Raw genomic sequence first — 16,744 nt, forward strand, 5'->3', positions numbered from 1 at the left:
GTCTTGCGAAAATGCGACTTTCAGATATAGCTCGACACGTGAAGGCGCCAACAGACTGAGGGACGTCCGCTTTGGGCGTTTCGGCAGTCGTCTGCCTGCAGGCCGCGAACAGCGGCTCATGGCCGACTACTGCCCGATGCCGTCGGCCGTAGCCGACCCTGAGCAGTCCTTCAGTTTCGCCCATAACGGTCATTCGCCGAGCGGCAGACTAAGCGTCCTGCTAGTGCAGTCTTACGGTACGCTTGCGCTTCATCGCACCACTTCGCCAAAGTACCAGCACTCCCAAATGAACGGACGATCATCGTCGTCAGTGCTTCTGATGGTGATACCCAACTCGGACATACCAGGCGGCACGCTCAACGCCCATTCACTGGATAAGGTGCGGCCTCGTATCAGGCTCCTGTCGCCGAAGATGCTCGCAGCTTCGTCGACGTGGGCCCCGAAGTAGTCGTCATCGAGGTAGATGCATACTTCGCTCATGAACATGGCTGGAAGGCAGATTGCGCACGTGACCCGTGCCGACCTTGCATTGGCGGGCTTACGCGCGAGCAGCGATGCGGATGCGTTTATCAGCCCCTGCGCACACGCGCGACGCGTAGCAGGGGTGGCATATCGCCCTTGAACAAGGCTGGATTGCACCGGGATTTTCCAATTCCAGTATGGCTCGTTCCAGATCCAGACGTCGGCTGGAACAACGTTCGAGAGCGTCCCCGGCCAGTGCTGGATGGCGCGGAGCCGACGGGAAATGCCACGGAGCTTCTTATCAGGCGAGGCGAGTCTTCTGGGGGAGTGCATTTCGGCCTTTCACGGATTATCAGGACTCAGGCGTCGATATCGAAACGACTGACCATGGCTGGCAGTCGACGGCCTCCATCAAGGCGGCGATTGGACGTGTCCGATACTTGCGCCGGGCCAGTCGACCGCATAGACCATTGTCCGCGATCCGGGCGACGACGTCGAACGGCTGCTTGTGGCCGATCGGTAGCATCAACGATGCTCTCCGTCCGCGGACGTGAGCCTAAGGATTACCTCATACGCGGACTGTTCGCTCTGCGCGGCCAGAAGGGCGTCTTCGGCGGAAATCTCGAGTTCTCGCATCTGAACTACTAGCTCACCCGCGTCATACCGAAGAACGTAGCGATCAGAGCGCCGCAATATTTCTATACCGAAGCCAGAAAAGACGTGCTGAGCATCCATAACCTACCGTTCATATGAGCGCGGGCGCGTTGGACAATATTGTTGACGATCTGAGCGATGGCGTCGACCGGCTGCTCCTGGCCGACTTTGGAATGCCACTTCCCTCCCGGTCGACCGGGAGCGAACCGGCGCCAATTCGTGCTTACTCCTCTTGTTCTGGTTTGAAGAACCGGACCTCGAATACGTCTTTTGTCTCCCTCACTAAGATTTTCCGGCCGCAGTTTCCGCAGGTGAGAAGGAGGTCAGACCGCCGAACGAGATCGGAGATCAGATCATCTGCGCTTCTTCCCTCGTGGTTTGAATCAAGGAATTCTTCCGTCGCAAGCAACGATATGCCTGTTCCGCAGAACAGGTTCTTATGAACGAGTCGATCACACTTGCACCGAACCCATGAACCCATCTCTCAATCCCCTATTGATGCTCCACCGTCGGATTGTCGGCGATTTAGGACGACGCGTTGAGCGACCGTTCATGGTCGACTCGCGCCTATCAAGAAACAGGTCGTACGAATTGGAGCGCGAATTTCACGTTATACGCGTGAAACTGTCCTTCTGGCGTGAGAACAAGGCCCGTGATATTCGCTCGTTGGAACGCATCTAGCTTTGAGTCATCGTCGATGCCCAGACTGACGGTCAAGGCACCGTCCTTCTGGACTACCTCTTTGTGGTCGTAGTTCACGATCGTCCCAAAACAAATAATCTCACCGCCATCAACAATCAACTCTGAAGCCGGATCGTCTACACCGACCCAGTGCCCCTGCATTTGCTTTGGCAAGGGATCTGCACGTCGAAATCGATTCACTCGTGCCTCCAACTCAGTAAAGATGGATGGAATTGTCGATGAGTTGGGGCGCAGTGTCGAACGACGCCTTCTGGCCGACCGTGACCCCAACAGGAGATTGGTGGTCACTACTTCGCCGGGTCAATCCATCCCGGGCGAAGTCCCCGAACGTGTTCTTCTCAGACCTGCACGATCGATTCCGCATTGCCTAGATCGGCCTCAATCTCGCCGACGCAACCCCAGCAGTCACCTCCACAGTTCATCGACAAGGGGTCGTCGGGCTGATCGAGTGCTCGCCCACATATCCGGCATTTCATCGCTCGGCTTCCAGGGTGTGAATTCGCCAAATTGTCGGGGATTTACGCCGGTATGTCGAACGGCCGGATGTGGCCGAACATCCCCGCACCTGTCGACACGCCAATATGCTCGGCTGGTCCATCGGTGGATCGCGTCAATCGGCCTGGACGACACCGCTTACGGTACCCATACGATGCGCCGGACCAAGGCGTCGTTGATCTATCGCCGCACGAAAAATCTCCGGGCTGTCCAATTGTTGCTCGGCCACACGAAACTTGAAAGCACGGTCCGCTACCTTGGCATCGAGGTAGATGACGCGCTTGAAATGGCGGAACAGACAGAGGTCTAGCTTCGCAGGCCGGTTAGCGAGCGGACGCTGACCGGCCATGACGAGACGTTCGCATCGCGCCGGTGGATGACCGGTCGCCGGTGCACTGCGGACCATCAATTCCACGAATAGATTCTCACTGCATGGAACTCGGCGCGGTCGAAGAATCATCAAAACACGCCTCCGCGTTTTCTCCCGAAGCAGATGAGTTCGAGTGTCCAGAGCAGCTATGTATGGGCTAGTCACCACGCGCCCACGCCATCCTTCGACAAGCAAAGGTAGTCTTCACAGAGGCGTCCATTGTGCTATCTGGCAGGCGGTCGGCGTGCTGAGCGCTCGGGCGGGAAAACTTCGTCGCCGTTCTCGGCTTGATCGAGCCTTCGTTGCAGCATTGTGACGACCTCATGAGCAGCTTCGATATCCTTGACGGGAATATCCGCGCAAAGGCGGTCGGCCCACGGGATCTGAAGATGCATGGCAGCGGCGAATACTTCCCGCCCCTTCCCCGTGAGAACGACAAGTTGAGCACGGCGGTGGTGTGGATTGGTCTCGAATCCCACCAGCCCGGCTGCTTCCAGGTCGTTGACGATCCGCTGCACGTTCTGTCGATTCGCACCGAGGTCCCTCGCCAGCCAGGCCACGGGCTGCGGGCGCTCGGCGGACACAACCGCACCGAGGACCTGCCAGCGGGCACTCGTCAGGCCAAGCGGCGCAACCAACTGGTCACCAGATCTCAACAGCGCGTTGTTGAACCGGAACACAGACAGGATGAGAGCAGTCACCGCATCGGTGGCTGGCGTTTGTTTGAGCTTCTTCATGTCAGCATCCGCTCGTGTTGACATCATGATGTCAAATAACTATGATTTAAATGTCGATTTGACATCATACATCCATTTAGAACGGAGGCTGCCATGTCGGTGCTTCGCCCTCTTGATCCTTCTTTTCCGATTGAACGCCAGCTAGCTGTTGACGTAGGGCCAGTCGTGCTGATCAACGTATTCACGTTGGACAAGGCCGACGTACAAGCCTTGTTGGATGCGTGGCAAGACGATGCCGAGTTCATGAAGCGGCAGCCCGGGTTCATCTCGACCCAACTGCACCGCGCGATCGGCGACAGCGCGACTTTTTTGAACTACGCAGTTTGGGAGTCGACCGAGCACTTTCGGGCCGCCTTCACACATCCGGAATTCAAGGCAAGGCTTTCACACTATCCAGCCTCAGCCGTCGCGATGCCGCACCTTTTCCAAAAGATCGCCGTGCCAGGGATTTGCGTCGCCTGATACGGACCGAAGCTAGTCACTGAAGGAAAACAACATGACCAAGATCGTCCATCGGGTTGCCGGCGTAATCGCACTGTTCACGATCGCGACATTCTGGCTATCGACCGCCCTCACGGAAATGTTCGCGTCGCGGGCAACCGTCGTCGTGGTTAAGATGGCAATCCCTTGGGGATTCTTGCTGCTGGTACCGGCGTTGGCAGCTGCGGGCGGTTCGGGCTTCGCTCTTTCGAAAGGGCGATCGGGCCGGCTAGTGAATACGAAGAAGCGGCGCATACCTTTCATCGCTGCCAACGGACTTCTTATCCTGATTCCGTCCGCGATGTTCCTGGCTTCAAGGGCGAGAGCCAACGAATTTGATGCCGCCTTCTACGCTGTCCAGATGCTGGAACTGATCGTCGGACTAGTGAACATCATGCTGCTCGGCTTGAACTTGCGAGACGGACTGAAGCTGAAAGGGAAGCTGCGCTCGTTACCGCTGAAGGCGAGCCGTCCCCAATAACTTTCTTTGTTGCCCGTGACGTTCACCCGTTTGTTCCCACAACACGGCGGGAGGCAGAACGGCCGCTTTGGAGTTGGGACGCGGCGTCCGTTCGATCTAACTGAAGGGCAGGAACGGGGTCGGCTACGGCTGTTCGGTGTGTCCTAACATTGATATGAGCAAACGCGGGGCGAACAGAGCCACCGTAACTCAGCAAGATGAGATAAGTAAGCGCCTAGGAGTAACTTTGGGGGTACGACTGGGGGTATGAAATCACAAGCCGACTTGTATATTCCCAGTCGGCAACACCTTTCAGCACTTTTCCGATTCCTCTTTCCAACAGGTTTCAGGCAAAAGCCCAGTCCTCGCGACTGGGCTTTTTGCTTTCTGGCTGCATTACCAGACTACACAACCAGGCAGCACGACCAGGCTACACAACCGGCGAACCATGCCGGGACTCGGCGCGCACCTGCGCCATGGTCTGCCGACACGCAAACGGCAAACGGCAACGGGAAATCAGCAAGCGGTCCGAACGATCCGCTTCGTCATCGCGCTCGCTTTTGCGCACCGCACAATAAATCGTATAGATTGACTTTTCGTCGCCCAATAAATCAACTGGGCGAGCGCCTACGATTTTTCGAAAGTTTTTAAAGACAGAATTAATGCTTTTAGCGTCAACGCCAACGAATAATCATCCGTTGAGCCAACAGGCCTGGCCACAGGGCGCACCAAGGCATCAACGCTACGCATTGCGTCGAGGCGCGGCAGGCGGCAGACAGGCTGGAGCAAATGAAGAACGGTGCGGAGCCCCTCGTGTGGAGGGTTCCCGAAGGGATGATCAGAACGACGAAGGAACGCTCCCGCGCGTTTGCAGGAAGGGAATGGAACCGGCCAATTATATTCCGGGACTCTTATTCCAATGTGTCGTTGTGCGGTGAAAGCAACACGCGTGCGCGAAAAGCACTGTTACGGTGACGACGGCTAGCGCGATTGAAGTGCCGAGTCAGATAATCGACTCATACAGGAGAAAGATCATGGACGCCAAACCGCCCAGCATCCCGGCCCCGGACCAAGTATGCAGCCCGGATCCGGAACCGGTGGCCGTCGAGTTCCTCGGCGATGAATTGCCCGCACACGTGCGGGCGTTTCTCGACGAGCAACGCAAGGCACACGACCAGAAATAACGGGGATCCCACACACGTCGGCGGGGGACGAGACACGAGGCTCGCGCCGCCCGCTGCGCGTCATTCAAGCAGCCACCCGCCAGTACGCGCCTGACCGGGCGCACAACGTTGGCGTTGCGCCCTGCTCCATCGCGCAATTAGCCGCATCCGCGCCAATTCCAGCTATTCTTCGCTTTTGCGCTCCGGGTCTGCCCGCTTTATCTCCAATATGAATGTCATCGTTCGCACGAGCGCGTGCTGCGCCGCCGCATTGCTGTTTGCACTCCCCCTTTCCAGCGCCCGCGCAGACGGCGACGACACCGCGTTGACCAACCTGATTGCGCTCGTGTCGCAACGACTGACTTTGGCGGAGCCGGTCGCGCACTGGAAGTGGGAGCATCACAAGCCGATCACCGACGCGCCGCGCGAAGCCGCGCTACTCGACGATGTGCAGAAGCGCGCGTCGGCAGCGGGCGTCGATCCCGCTTTCGCGCGCACGTTCTTCCGCGATCAGATCGATGCCAGTACGCAGGTGCAGAAGAGCTTGTTCGAGACGTGGCGCACATCGCAAGGCCCGAGCGGCGAGGCGCCCGATCTCGCGACCGTGACGCGCCCGCAGCTCGACCGGCTCACCGGACAGCTGGTCGGTGCGCTTGCGCGCGTGCAGCCGTTGCGCGCATCAGCCGACTGCCCGGCGCGCGTGGCGCGATCGATCGCGAACTGGAAGCAATTGACGCGCTATGACTCGGCCCGCACCGAGGCGATGAGTCAGGCGCTTGAACACGTCTGCACGGCGGGCGGCGTGGGCGCAACGGCGTAGCCGTCACGCGCACCCAACCAACGAACCGGTCACGCAACCGTCGCGGTACCGTCCGTTCCACACGCCGCCAGCGGTTGCACGCGCAAACCGCGTTCGAGGCGACTCTGCAAAATGCGCCACGTCGAGATTTCGAACGGCGACTCGCCCGCTGCGCGCGCGAGCGCGACCGCCTCGCCAATACTGGCCGCCGCGCCCAGATAGCACCACCGGTCGATCAGATGCAGGACGGCCGAACCGTCCGCCGCATCACGCTCCTCCACCAGCACCGCTCCCTCGAACGGCCAGGGCGCCGATTGCGGATCGTGCTTCGCCACACGCGGCAAACGGTTAAAAACGGGCCGAAGAGCGGCGACCCATTGGGCCTCGACAAGCAGTGCGCCAATCTCGCCGCCCGTCGCGCGCCACTCGACTCGGCGAACCTGCTGCGCCAGACGCTGCTCACGCGACGAGCGCCGCTCGCCCGACAAATGCGCACGGACGCGCTGACGCACGCGCACGCTGCGCCCCACGTAGAGCGGCGCATCGTTTTCGCCATAAAAGGCGTAGACGCCGTGGCCGGCCGGAGCGGTATCGATCAGCTCGTCGGTGATGTCGCCGGCGAGGCGATGGCGGCGCGTCAGCCGCTCGATCTGCGTTTCCAGCGTCGCCACGGGTACGAGCGTCGGGAGTTGCTGCCAGAATTGCCAGATCAGATCGGCATCGGCGAGCGCGCGGTGGCGGTCCGACGGCACGAGCGCGTGCCGCTCAACGAGCGCATCGAGACCATGCCGCTTTTCACCAGGAAAGAGCGCCCGCGAAAGACGCACGGTACACAGCACATCGGGGTTGAACGAGTAACCGGCGCGTTCGAACTCCACGCGCAGAAAACCGCGATCGAATGCCGCGTTGTGGGCGATGAACAGCTTGCCCGCGAGGCGCTGGAAAAGCGCAGGCGCGATTTCGTCGAAGGTGGGCGCGCCCCGCACCATCTCATTGGTGATGCCGGTGAGCTGCTGAATGAACGGCGGGATCGTCTGCCGGGGATCGACCAGCGTGCTCCAGCGAGCCACCTGGCCTGCCGCCACCTCGACAATGCCCACTTCGGTTATCCGGTGCTCGCTGGCGGAACCGCCCGTCGTCTCGAGGTCCACGAAAACGATGGGAACATCGGCCTGCGCCGCGCCGGGGCTCAAATGAGTGTCGAACATGGTGAAACGGCAAGACTGAATAGAGGAAACAGGCGAAGTATGCCCTGTTCATGCGCAGATTGCCTGGTTTACCTGAGCGGCGCGGCATGGATTCATTTGCGAGGCGATCCGCGCATTGAGGTCCGGTGTTTACCCGATTGCGCAAAAGCAAACTACTCAACCGATTATTACGATGATATTTAACGCACCAAAACAATACATCAATAAAATAAAAGCCCTGGATTTACCAGGGCTTTCTTCATACTACAGACGCGAGGCGACTTTACGTCACAGACAATTACAGCGGCTGGATGTTTGCCGCCTGCTTGCCCTTCGGGCCAATCTTGACGTCGAACGTGACGCGTTGATTCTCCTTCAGCGACTTGAAGCCGTCGGCGCGAATCTCAGAAAAGTGCGCGAACAGATCGTCGCCGCCGGCGTCAGACGTGATAAAGCCAAAACCCTTCGCATCATTGAACCATTTGACGATACCGGTTTCCATGTTTCAGTTTCCCTCGAAATTTTGATGACGCAGGAATTAATCCTCACGCCGTAAGCCAACCGACCCCTACCCCACCGCAATCGCAGCGCGCCGCCAGGATATTGAGCACAGCAGGAAAATCAGCCTTGCCGTTATAAATTGAAGATCAATCACCAGTCAAGCGAATTTTTTATAAACGATCTTCCGATCCGCGAATAAAACCAGCGCGCATCAATATTGATGCAAAAAATACGCATCAAAGATGACCTGTGCCGATTTGCGTCATTTTTACCCGATCCATCTTCAAATAATTCTTCAGCGGAAAAAATTCCCTGTGTGTAACAATTAGTGTCAAACGTAAGTGTTTTTCCCGGTTGTTAAAGCAAAACATTCAAACCAGTATCAATACAGTTAGCGCGTATCAGGAGAGCATCATGCTGACGAGCCTGCATCGCTGGTTGAAATGGCTAGTGCAAACCGACGACGTTACGCCTCGCGTACCTGGCGAACTCGACACTTACGGTTCGTGGCACGGCGACCACTGGCACAACCTGCTGTGTTCCCCGATGGACGCACGCCATTACGTGATGGAAGACTGGACTGCGCAAGACGAGCCGCAGCCGCACGGCGCGAGCGTCAAGTAAGTCACTGCGCCGAACCCCGTACAAATCGCAACGAAGGCTGGAAAGCAGCGGATGAGCCGTGCGCGCCCCAAAAAAAAGCGCGGCTTTGGGCCGCGCAACAAAGGTTTGGAGATCTTTTTCGTCAACGAAAAAGTCTGCTTCGAAAAGCAGCGTCTTCAGTATAGACGCTGCCATCGTTGTGTATTAAGCATATGGAACACAATCATCTGTTACATGGGTCGCAATAATCGATTCCGACTCCCATTTGCGGCCTTTCTTCCGCATCATTTGGTGTAGCAATCGCACAACGCCACGCGGTTGACACCCTCCCCCCGCTGGGGACCGATGGCTCCCAAAGCCTTTGCCAGTAAAGGCTCACCACGATCCGCCGGATAATTTCGTATAGCGCAATATTTTATTGCGTGAATCGAAATCACCCGTTTCAAAGCCCCCTCTCTACACTCTGCCTGTCCGGAAACCGATTTCGGCGGACTAATACCCACGCAGTATCAGCTGTCGATACCACTCGCGTGGGCGGTTTCCACAAGCCTGGGTTCCCCGAAACCCATACTGTTCTCGGAGTTTACAAAGATGAAAAAGACTCTCTTGGTCGCTGCCCTTGCGGGCGTTTTTGCAACGGCTGCGCACGCACAAAGCAGCGTGACGCTGTACGGCCTGATCGACGCCGGCATCACTTACACGAACAACCAGAACGGCCACAGCGCCTGGCAAGAAAAGAGCGGCACGGTCAACGGCAGCCGTTGGGGCCTGCGCGGTGCTGAAGACCTCGGCGGCGGCCTGAAGGCGATCTTCACGTTGGAGAACGGCTTCAACATCGCCAACGGCACGTCCGGCCAGTCGAGCCGCATGTTCGGCCGTCAGGCATTCGTCGGTCTCGCAAGCGACCAGTTCGGCGCCGTGACCCTCGGCCGTCAGTACGACAGCGTCGTTGACTACCTGGCACCGCTGTCGAACACCGGCACGCAATACGGCGGCACGATCGCTGCACACCCGTTCGACAACGACAACCTGAACAACTCGATCCGTTTCAACAACACGATCAAGTACTCGAGCATCAACTACTCGGGTTTCAAGTTCGGCGGCACGTACTCGTTCTCGAACAGCACCCAGTTCGCAAACAACCGTGCGTACAGCTTCGGCGCAACGTATAACTACGGTCCGTTGAACGTTGCTGCAGGCTACCTCCAGCTGAACAACGACGTCGCGTCGGCCTCCTTCGCCAACAACCTGACGAATGGGAGCAGCTTCACGGGTTCGGGCGGCGCGGGCGCACAAACCGGCGAATGGACGTTCCTGGCAGGCCGTCAACGCACGTTCGGCGCTGGCCTGAACTACGCGTTCGGCCCGGCAACGGCAGGCTTCGTGTACACGCAGACGAACCTGTCCGACGCAGCCGGCGGCGGCATTTCGGGTACGCAATCGGGCAGGGGCAACGCAACGAATGGCGGCGTCGCCTTCGGCGCGAACAGCGCACGCTTCCAGAACTTTGAAGGCAACGTCCGCTACGCTCTGACGCCGGCCCTGAGCCTGGCTGGCGCATACACGTACACCCGCGCGAACCTGGGCGGCGGCGTGAACCCGAACTTCAACACGGTTTCGCTGCAGTCGGACTACCTGCTCTCGAAGCGCACCGACGTGTACCTGCAAGGCAACTGGCAGCACGTTTCGTCGAACTCGGAAGTCGGCGCTTACCTGAACGGCCTGAGCTCGGCGTCGACGACGCAAAACCAGATCGCTGTGACGGTCGGTATGCGTCACCGCTTCTAAGAAGCACCCTGCTGGCAGTATTGCAGTTGAAGAAGGCGCCGCTTGCGGCGCCTTTTTCTATTGCTGTGTGCAAAACGCGCGACGTGCGCCGCTCAACCGCCCGGCGCCGGATAGTGCACGTCGAGCACGTCGATGGGCACCGCACCCGCGGGTGTATGCAGCGTCACCTGATCGCCGATTTTCGCCTTGAGCAACGCCCGCGCCACCGGTGAAATCCAGCTCACGTGCCCGTGATCGAGATCGACCTCGTCGATTCCGACAATCGTCACCGTATGCACTTCGCCGTCCTGGGTGCCGTATTCGACAGTTGCACCAAAGAACACCTGGTCCGTGTTTTCCTGGCGGCTGCTGTCCACCACCTCGGCCAGATCGAGCCGCCGGGTAAGAAAACGGATACGCCGGTCGATCTCCCGCAGACGACGCTTCCCGTAGATGTAATCACCGTTCTCCGAGCGATCGCCGTTCGAGGCGGCCCACGATACGAGCTTGACCACCTCGGGGCGGTCCTCGTCGATCAGATGCAGCAGTTCGCTGCGCATACGCTGGTAGCCAGCGGGCGTGATGTAGTTTTTCGCTCCTGGGGGAATCTCGGGCAGACCGCCTTCGAGATCGTCATCGTCGTCATCGGACGATTCTTTTACAAATGCCTTGTTCATGATGAGCCACTGCGGTACGGACAACATATCTTGAGGTTATACGAAGCGCACTGCAAGACAACCCACACCAAAACCCTTCCCTTTTCTTGAAGCTCTGCTATAATCCCTCTTCTGCGTGCGGCTGTAGCTCAGTTGGATAGAGTACTTGGCTACGAACCAAGGGGTCGTGGGTTCGAATCCTGCCAGCCGCACCACTTAATTCAAGTGCTCTCAGTTTTTGAAGGCGCTTTCGCTTTACAGAAGTACGTAGTACCGTTTCAGTGTGCGGCTGTAGCTCAGTTGGATAGAGTACTTGGCTACGAACCAAGGGGTCGTGGGTTCGAATCCTGCCAGCCGCGCCATCTCTCGAAGGGCCTTCCTGATCAGTCAGGAAGGCCCTTTGTTCTTCTGGCGTGCCCTGCCCGTTAGCGCGGTGACGTGCCGATATCGCCGATCCGGGCATCCGGGCGCGGCAGATCTTCCACATCGCCGACAGCACTCGGCTCGCCCACCTGCTCGGCACACGGGCCGTTCAGCGCTTGTGGCTGACGCAGCATTTCAGACACCGTATCGCCGAAACGGCTCTTCACGAACGCGCGCAGTAGCGCGACACGCACCGTCTCGCCCTGTGCCTCGACCATCCGGTGACTGCCCTCGAACTCGGCGACACAAACTGCCTCGCCCCCCTCACGGCGCTCGCGTAATTCGAAACGCTGAGCGCGCTCCAGCACGACACCCGCTGCTTCCCACGACGTCGACGGCGTGAAGCGGCCGTCCCACGCCCGCCCGCGGTCGTTGCCGCGCACGGCGACCTTCGTGCCGCTGTCGGTGAAATAGATCTCGCGGACAAAATCATGGAGACTGCGCGCGACCCAGTAATCGAGCGTCATGCCGGTGAGATCAGCTACATTCATCGCTACTCCCTCATGTCGAATCGGGAACGGGATGACCGACGGCGGCTCGATGCTCAACCCGCAGAGCCTGCCCGCGCGGTGAGGCCGTTCAAAGTCCGGCCAGACAGATGTGTTCCAAGCGGCAATCGTGCCGTAGCGAGCTTACGCGGGCATCAGTAATCGGCGCGCTCGCGCTCGATCCGCATGCCGCCGTCATGGCGATGGTGACCTTCGTCGCTCGAACGCTCGCGCGAAATACGCATGACATCCGGGTTCGTGCGCACGCGGCGCATCACATTCGCGAGGTGCAGGCGATCGCTCACCTGGATCACGAAGCGCAGGAGGTTCGATTCCTGCGCGAGGTCGTCGTCCATCGCGATGTGCACGATGTTGGCATCCGCCGACGTGATGTCGGCAGCGACGCGCGCGAACACGCCTTTGGTGTTCTTCACGAGTACTTTCACCGCGACGTCGAACAGACGCCCCGGCTGCGGCGCCCAGGCCACGTCGATCCAGCGCCCCGGGTCGCGACGGTGAATGCGCTGCGCGACGCGGCAGTCGGTCGTATGGATCGCCATGCCGAGCCCGATGCCGATGTAGCCCATGATGTCGTCGCCCGGAATCGGACGACAGCACGCCGACAGCTGCACCGACATGCCCTCGGTGCCCGTGATGACCACAGGCGGCGCGTGCGGTGCATTCTGCTCGCGCGGCGGATTCTGGTGCTCGTCGTCGTCGGCGTCCTGGCCGCTCATCAGCACTTCGATGCGCTTGGCCATCACCGCTGCCACGCGCCGGCCGAGGCCGATGTCCGCGAAGATTTCCTGGCGGTTCTTGTTGCCGGTCCACTGCACGAGCTTGTCCCAGACCTCCGGCGTAACGTCCGAAAGCTGGTAACCGTAGCCCTTGAGCGCCTGATCGACGAGCCGCTCGCCAAGCTGCACCGACTCGGTCAGGCGCATCGTCTTGAGGTAGTGGCGAATCGCCGAACGCGCCTTACCGGTGCGCACGAAGCCGAGCCACGCCGGATTCGGCTTGGAATACGGCGCGGTGATCACCTCGACGATATCGCCGCTCTTCAGCTCGGTGCGCAGCGGCAGAAGTTCGTTGTTGATCTTCACGGCGACGCACTGGTTACCGAGGTCGCTGTGGATCGAATAGGCGAAGTCGAGCGCCGTGGCGCCGCGCGGCAGCGCCATGATCTTCGACTTCGGCGTGAAGACGTAGACCGCGTCGGGGAACAGATCGATCTTGACGTGTTCGAGGAACTCGCTCGAATCGCCCGCCTCGCTCTGGATGTCGAGCAGCGACTTGAGCCACTGGTGCGCGCGCTTCTGGACGTCGTTGAGATCGGCGCCGCCGTTCTTGTAGAGCCAGTGCGCCGCCACACCCGCTTCGGCGATCTCGTGCATCTTGCGCGTGCGCACCTGAAACTCGATCGGCGCGCCGAACGGGCCGACCAGCGTGGTATGCAGCGACTGATAGCCGTTCACCTTCGGAATGGCGATGTAGTCCTTGAACTTGCCCGGCACCGGCTTGTAGAGCGCATGAAGCGCGCCGATGCAGGTGTAGCATTCGAGCGCCGATTCGACCACGACGCGAAAACCATAAACGTCGAGCACCTGCGAAAACGACAGTTGCTTGTCGCGCATCTTCTTGTAGATGCTGAAGATGGTTTTCTCGCGGCCCGTGACTTCGGCGTTGATCTTCGCGTCGGCAATGGCGCGCTGCACCGATTCGAGGATCTTCCCGACCACCTCGCGGCGATTGCCGCGTGCTGCCTTGACCGCCTTTTCGAGCGTGGCGTAGCGGTGCGGGTTGAAGTTCGCGAAGCTCAGATCCTGCAGCTCGCGATAGGTATTGTTCAGACCGAGCCGGTGCGCAATCGGCGCGTAGATGTCGAGCGTTTCGCGCGCGACGCGGCGGCGCTTCTCGGGCGGCACCGCACCGAGCGTGCGCATGTTGTGGAGCCGGTCCGCGAGCTTCACGAGAATCACGCGCACGTCGCGCGCCATCGCGAGCAGCATCTTGCGGAAGTTCTCCGCCTGCGCCTCTTCGCGATTGCGGAACTCCATCTTGTCGAGTTTCGACAACCCGTCGACCAGTTCCGCGACCTTCGGGCCGAAGCGCTCGGCGATCTCGGCTTTGGTCACACCCTGGTCCTCGATCACGTCGTGCAGCAGCGCGGCCATGATCGACTGGGCGTCGAGCTTCCAGCCCGCGCAGATTTCCGCGACGGCGACAGGATGCGTGATGTAGGGCTCGCCGCTCTGACGATACTGCCCGAGGTGGGCTTCGTCGCTGAAGTGGAACGCCGCTTTGACTTCCTTGATTTCCTCGGGTGTGAGGTAACCGGAAAGCGCGGCGGTCAGATTGGCGATGGAGACGACCCCGTGCTTGCGGGGCTGCTCCGGTGTGGCAGTCGGTCCGAACAGATGGCGGAACGACTGTTCGAGAACTGCGTCGATGTAATTGCGCGCAGGGCTCGCGGTCTCGGCTTCCTGGTCCACTTCCGTGGCCGGCGAGGGTGTGGTGCTCATATTCCCCTCCGTATCAGGTTGGCGTTGACGTTAAAGCAACTGCGCGCGGAACAACTTACTAGCCAAACAGGAATGCGTACGAGGCGCCGTTAGACGGGCACCTTTTTCAGCATTTCCAGGCCGACCTGGCCGGCCGCGATCTCGCGCAGCGCAGCGACCGTGGGCTTGTCGCGGCTCTCGATCTTCGGCGTGTGACCTTGGGCGAGCTGGCGGGCGCGATACGTCGCGGCGAGTGCCAGTTCGAAGCGGTTCGGGATCTGTTTCAGACAGTCTTCGACGGTGATGCGGGCCATGTCGGTTTCCTTCTCATTCTCAGCAGGTTCTTATTCTACCTTATGTGCCCGATGCGCCGGGCTGCGTCTGGTGGATGCCGAGCTCCACGAAGAGCTCGGTATGCCGCGCGTATTGCGACGCGAAACGCAGACGCGTCGCCTTGACGACATTGCGCAGATCCTGCAGCGCGCGGTCGAAGTTTTCGTTGATCACGACATACTCCGCTTCGCTCGCATGCGCCATCTCGCTGCCCGCTGCGAGCAGGCGCCGCGTGATGACGTTCGGCTCGTCTTCGCCGCGCTTTCGCAAGCGATCGGCGAGCACATCGAGCGACGGCGGCAGGATGAAAATCTCCACCGCGTTGCGAAACTGCTTCTTCACTTGCTGCGCGCCTTGCCAGTCGATTTCGAGCAGCACGTCATGGCCGATCTTCATCTGGTCTTCGATCCACACGCGCGACGTCGCATAGTAATTGCCGTGCACTTCGGCGCTTTCGAGGAACTCGCCTTCGCCGTGACGCTTGAGAAAATCGGCCACGGTCGTGAAGTGATAATGCTCGCCGTCGCGCTCCTTCGAGCGCGGCGTACGCGTCGTGTACGAAATCGAAAGACGAATCGCACTGTCCTCGGCGAGCAGCGCATTCACGAGCGTCGACTTGCCCGCGCCCGACGGGGCCACCACCATGAAGAGGTTGCCCGGATAGACGCCCACGTACGGATTGCGCTGTTGCGTTTCGCTGCTTTGACCAGTCATGTTCGTTGCTTCCTTCATTCGAGATTCTGGACCTGCTCGCGCATCTGTTCGATGAGAAGCTTGATCGTCATCGACGCATCGGCGAGTTCCTTCGCCGCCGCCTTCGAGCCGAGCGTATTCGCTTCGCGGTTGAGCTCCTGCATCATGAAGTCGAGACGCTTGCCGACCTTGCCGCCCTTCTCGATCACGTGACGCGTTTCGTTCAGGTGCGCCGTGAGGCGCGACAGTTCTTCGGCGATGTCGATGCGAATGCCGTACATCGTCACTTCCTGGCGGATGCGCTCGGCGATTTCCTCGCGCGAAACCCCGCCGATCGTGCCGTTGCCGCTCGCTTCGGGCGCCGCAATGCCGAGCGCCTCCTGCAGCCGCTCGACGATCTTCTGCTGATGCTTCACGATCAGCTCGGGCACGAGCGGCGTGATCTTCGCAACGATCGCCTCCATTTCGGTGACGTTCGCGAGCAGCATGCCGGCAAGCTGCGCGCCTTCGCGCGCGCGCACGTCGATGAGGTCGGCGATGGCCTGCTTGCCGCAGCCGAGCACCGCGTCGCGCAGCACTTCGGGTGCGATGCCGCTTTCGGCCAGCACGCCGGGCCAGCGCAGGATTTCGCCGGTACGCAGATGGCCCGACTCCGGGAACGCTTCGAGCACGGCGCGTTCGAGCGCGGCGAGCTGATCGAGCGCATCGCGGTTCAGCGCGCCCGCATTCGCGCCCTGCTCGCTGCGCTGCACGTTGATGCGGATATCGACTTTGCCGCGCGAGAGCTTCGTCATCAGCATTTCGCGCAGCGTCGGCTCGCAGACGCGCACGTCTTCGGGCATACGGAAATTCAGGTCGAGAAAACGCGAATTCACCGTGCGCAATTCGACGGACACGCTCGCGCCGCCAGTGCCCGAGGCAGCCGCAAGCTCGCGCGTGGCGCTGGCATAGCCGGTCATGCTGTAAATCATGGTTCGTCTCGCGATAAAGCCGTGCCGTCGCGCGTCGACGCACGGGACACGGCGGAGGGATCGAGGCGCCCGGCGTGTTGGAGATGACGCGGGGCGGAGAAAGCGCATTATCCCATTTTTGGCTGCACCGACATCCGGGGCGGCATCCGGTGCGACATCGCGGACTGCCGCTCCGCAACTGGCTCACGAGCGGCCCACGATCGACTCAGAAGCGGCTCACGACCGACTCAGAAGCGGCGCAGAAGCGTCCCACAGGCGACTCACAAGCGCACGGCGACGCTGCCGCCAGGGGCATCGCC

17 protein-coding genes, 2 tRNA genes and 1 pseudogene are annotated in these 16,744 nt (G+C 60.2%); 9 read left to right on the forward strand and 11 right to left on the reverse strand.

The window, feature by feature from the left end:
• Window positions 1-249 precede the first annotated feature (249 nt).
• Together Q0L30_RS04305 and Q0L30_RS04310 are read right to left on the reverse strand one after the other, a co-directional pair.
• Window positions 250-795, reverse strand: coding sequence for a DUF3916 domain-containing protein (locus Q0L30_RS04305; RefSeq protein WP_296651642.1), 546 nt, complete (start codon window positions 793-795; stop codon window positions 250-252).
• Between the two features lie 891 nt (window positions 796-1,686).
• Window positions 1,687-2,106 (reverse strand): hypothetical protein, encoded by a 420-nt coding sequence (locus Q0L30_RS04310; protein WP_296651645.1) that lies wholly within the window; start codon window positions 2,104-2,106, stop codon window positions 1,687-1,689.
• 265 nt (window positions 2,107-2,371) lie between these two features.
• On the opposite strand from Q0L30_RS04310, the pseudogene Q0L30_RS04315 reads away from it, so the two are divergent.
• Window positions 2,372-2,623: pseudogene (locus tag Q0L30_RS04315) on the forward strand (tyrosine-type recombinase/integrase); the annotation flags it as partial.
• A gap of 284 nt (window positions 2,624-2,907) precedes the next feature.
• On the opposite strand, the gene Q0L30_RS04320 reads toward Q0L30_RS04315, so the two are convergent.
• Window positions 2,908-3,420 (reverse strand): MarR family winged helix-turn-helix transcriptional regulator, encoded by a 513-nt coding sequence (locus Q0L30_RS04320; protein ID WP_296651647.1) that lies wholly within the window; start codon window positions 3,418-3,420, stop codon window positions 2,908-2,910.
• A gap of 93 nt (window positions 3,421-3,513) precedes the next feature.
• Here Q0L30_RS04320 and Q0L30_RS04325 point away from each other — a divergent pair, with 93 nt between their 5' ends.
• The 4 genes from Q0L30_RS04325 (at window position 3,514) to Q0L30_RS04340 (ending at window position 6,343) form a co-directional block, all read left to right on the forward strand.
• Complete coding sequence (locus Q0L30_RS04325; RefSeq protein ID WP_296651651.1) at window positions 3,514-3,882, forward strand: antibiotic biosynthesis monooxygenase; 369 nt, start codon at window positions 3,514-3,516, stop codon at window positions 3,880-3,882.
• A gap of 34 nt (window positions 3,883-3,916) precedes the next feature.
• Window positions 3,917-4,381, forward strand: a complete 465-nt coding sequence (locus Q0L30_RS04330) for a hypothetical protein (protein WP_296651653.1) — start codon at window positions 3,917-3,919, stop codon at window positions 4,379-4,381.
• 1,013 nt (window positions 4,382-5,394) lie between these two features.
• A complete protein-coding gene (locus tag Q0L30_RS04335) occupies window positions 5,395-5,544 on the forward strand; it encodes a hypothetical protein (protein ID WP_296651655.1) in 150 nt (49 codons plus the stop codon).
• A gap of 208 nt (window positions 5,545-5,752) precedes the next feature.
• Window positions 5,753-6,343, forward strand: coding sequence for a chorismate mutase (locus Q0L30_RS04340; RefSeq protein WP_296651657.1), 591 nt, complete (start codon window positions 5,753-5,755; stop codon window positions 6,341-6,343).
• A gap of 29 nt (window positions 6,344-6,372) precedes the next feature.
• Here the strand turns inward: Q0L30_RS04340 and Q0L30_RS04345 are convergent, their stop codons facing one another.
• Entirely contained in the window at window positions 6,373-7,530 is a 1,158-nt protein-coding gene (locus Q0L30_RS04345) for an exonuclease domain-containing protein (RefSeq protein ID WP_296651660.1), read from the reverse strand.
• Window positions 7,531-7,807: 277 nt separating this feature from the next.
• A complete protein-coding gene (locus Q0L30_RS04350; protein ID WP_293041260.1) occupies window positions 7,808-8,011 on the reverse strand; it encodes a cold-shock protein in 204 nt (67 codons plus the stop codon).
• 413 nt (window positions 8,012-8,424) lie between these two features.
• Here Q0L30_RS04350 and Q0L30_RS04355 point away from each other — a divergent pair, with 413 nt between their 5' ends.
• Window positions 8,425-8,634 carry a hypothetical protein gene (locus Q0L30_RS04355; protein WP_296651717.1) on the forward strand — a complete coding sequence of 70 codons (210 nt, stop codon included), beginning with the start codon at window positions 8,425-8,427 and terminating at the stop codon, window positions 8,632-8,634.
• Between the two features lie 570 nt (window positions 8,635-9,204).
• Window positions 9,205-10,401, forward strand: a complete 1,197-nt coding sequence (locus Q0L30_RS04360) for a porin (protein ID WP_296651665.1) — start codon at window positions 9,205-9,207, stop codon at window positions 10,399-10,401.
• 92 nt (window positions 10,402-10,493) lie between these two features.
• Here the strand turns inward: Q0L30_RS04360 and greB are convergent, their stop codons facing one another.
• A complete protein-coding gene (gene greB, locus Q0L30_RS04365; protein WP_296651667.1) occupies window positions 10,494-11,057 on the reverse strand; it encodes a transcription elongation factor GreB in 564 nt (187 codons plus the stop codon).
• 117 nt (window positions 11,058-11,174) lie between these two features.
• On the opposite strand from greB, the gene Q0L30_RS04370 reads away from it, so the two are divergent.
• Window positions 11,175-11,251: transfer RNA gene (locus Q0L30_RS04370), tRNA-Arg, on the forward strand.
• Window positions 11,252-11,321: 70 nt separating this feature from the next.
• A tRNA-Arg gene (locus tag Q0L30_RS04375) sits at window positions 11,322-11,398 on the forward strand.
• A gap of 63 nt (window positions 11,399-11,461) precedes the next feature.
• Here the strand turns inward: Q0L30_RS04375 and Q0L30_RS04380 are convergent.
• The 5 genes from Q0L30_RS04380 to Q0L30_RS04400 form a co-directional block, all read right to left on the reverse strand.
• Window positions 11,462-11,950, reverse strand: a complete 489-nt coding sequence (locus tag Q0L30_RS04380) for a phage protein NinX family protein (RefSeq protein ID WP_296651670.1) — start codon at window positions 11,948-11,950, stop codon at window positions 11,462-11,464.
• 152 nt (window positions 11,951-12,102) lie between these two features.
• Window positions 12,103-14,469, reverse strand: coding sequence for a bifunctional (p)ppGpp synthetase/guanosine-3',5'-bis(diphosphate) 3'-pyrophosphohydrolase (locus tag Q0L30_RS04385; RefSeq protein WP_296651672.1), 2,367 nt, complete (start codon window positions 14,467-14,469; stop codon window positions 12,103-12,105).
• Between the two features lie 89 nt (window positions 14,470-14,558).
• On the reverse strand, window positions 14,559-14,762 hold the full coding sequence (rpoZ, locus tag Q0L30_RS04390) for a DNA-directed RNA polymerase subunit omega (protein ID WP_293033117.1): 204 nt from the start codon (window positions 14,760-14,762) through the stop codon (window positions 14,559-14,561).
• A gap of 40 nt (window positions 14,763-14,802) precedes the next feature.
• Complete coding sequence (gmk, locus tag Q0L30_RS04395; RefSeq protein ID WP_296651679.1) at window positions 14,803-15,495, reverse strand: guanylate kinase; 693 nt, start codon at window positions 15,493-15,495, stop codon at window positions 14,803-14,805.
• 14 nt (window positions 15,496-15,509) lie between these two features.
• Entirely contained in the window at window positions 15,510-16,445 is a 936-nt protein-coding gene (locus tag Q0L30_RS04400; protein WP_296651681.1) for a YicC/YloC family endoribonuclease, read from the reverse strand.
• Window positions 16,446-16,744 lie beyond the last annotated feature (299 nt).

Origin of the sequence: Paraburkholderia sp. (assembly GCF_024281035.1) — a bacterium.
In the GTDB taxonomy this organism is placed as follows: Bacteria; Pseudomonadota; Gammaproteobacteria; order Burkholderiales; family Burkholderiaceae; genus Paraburkholderia.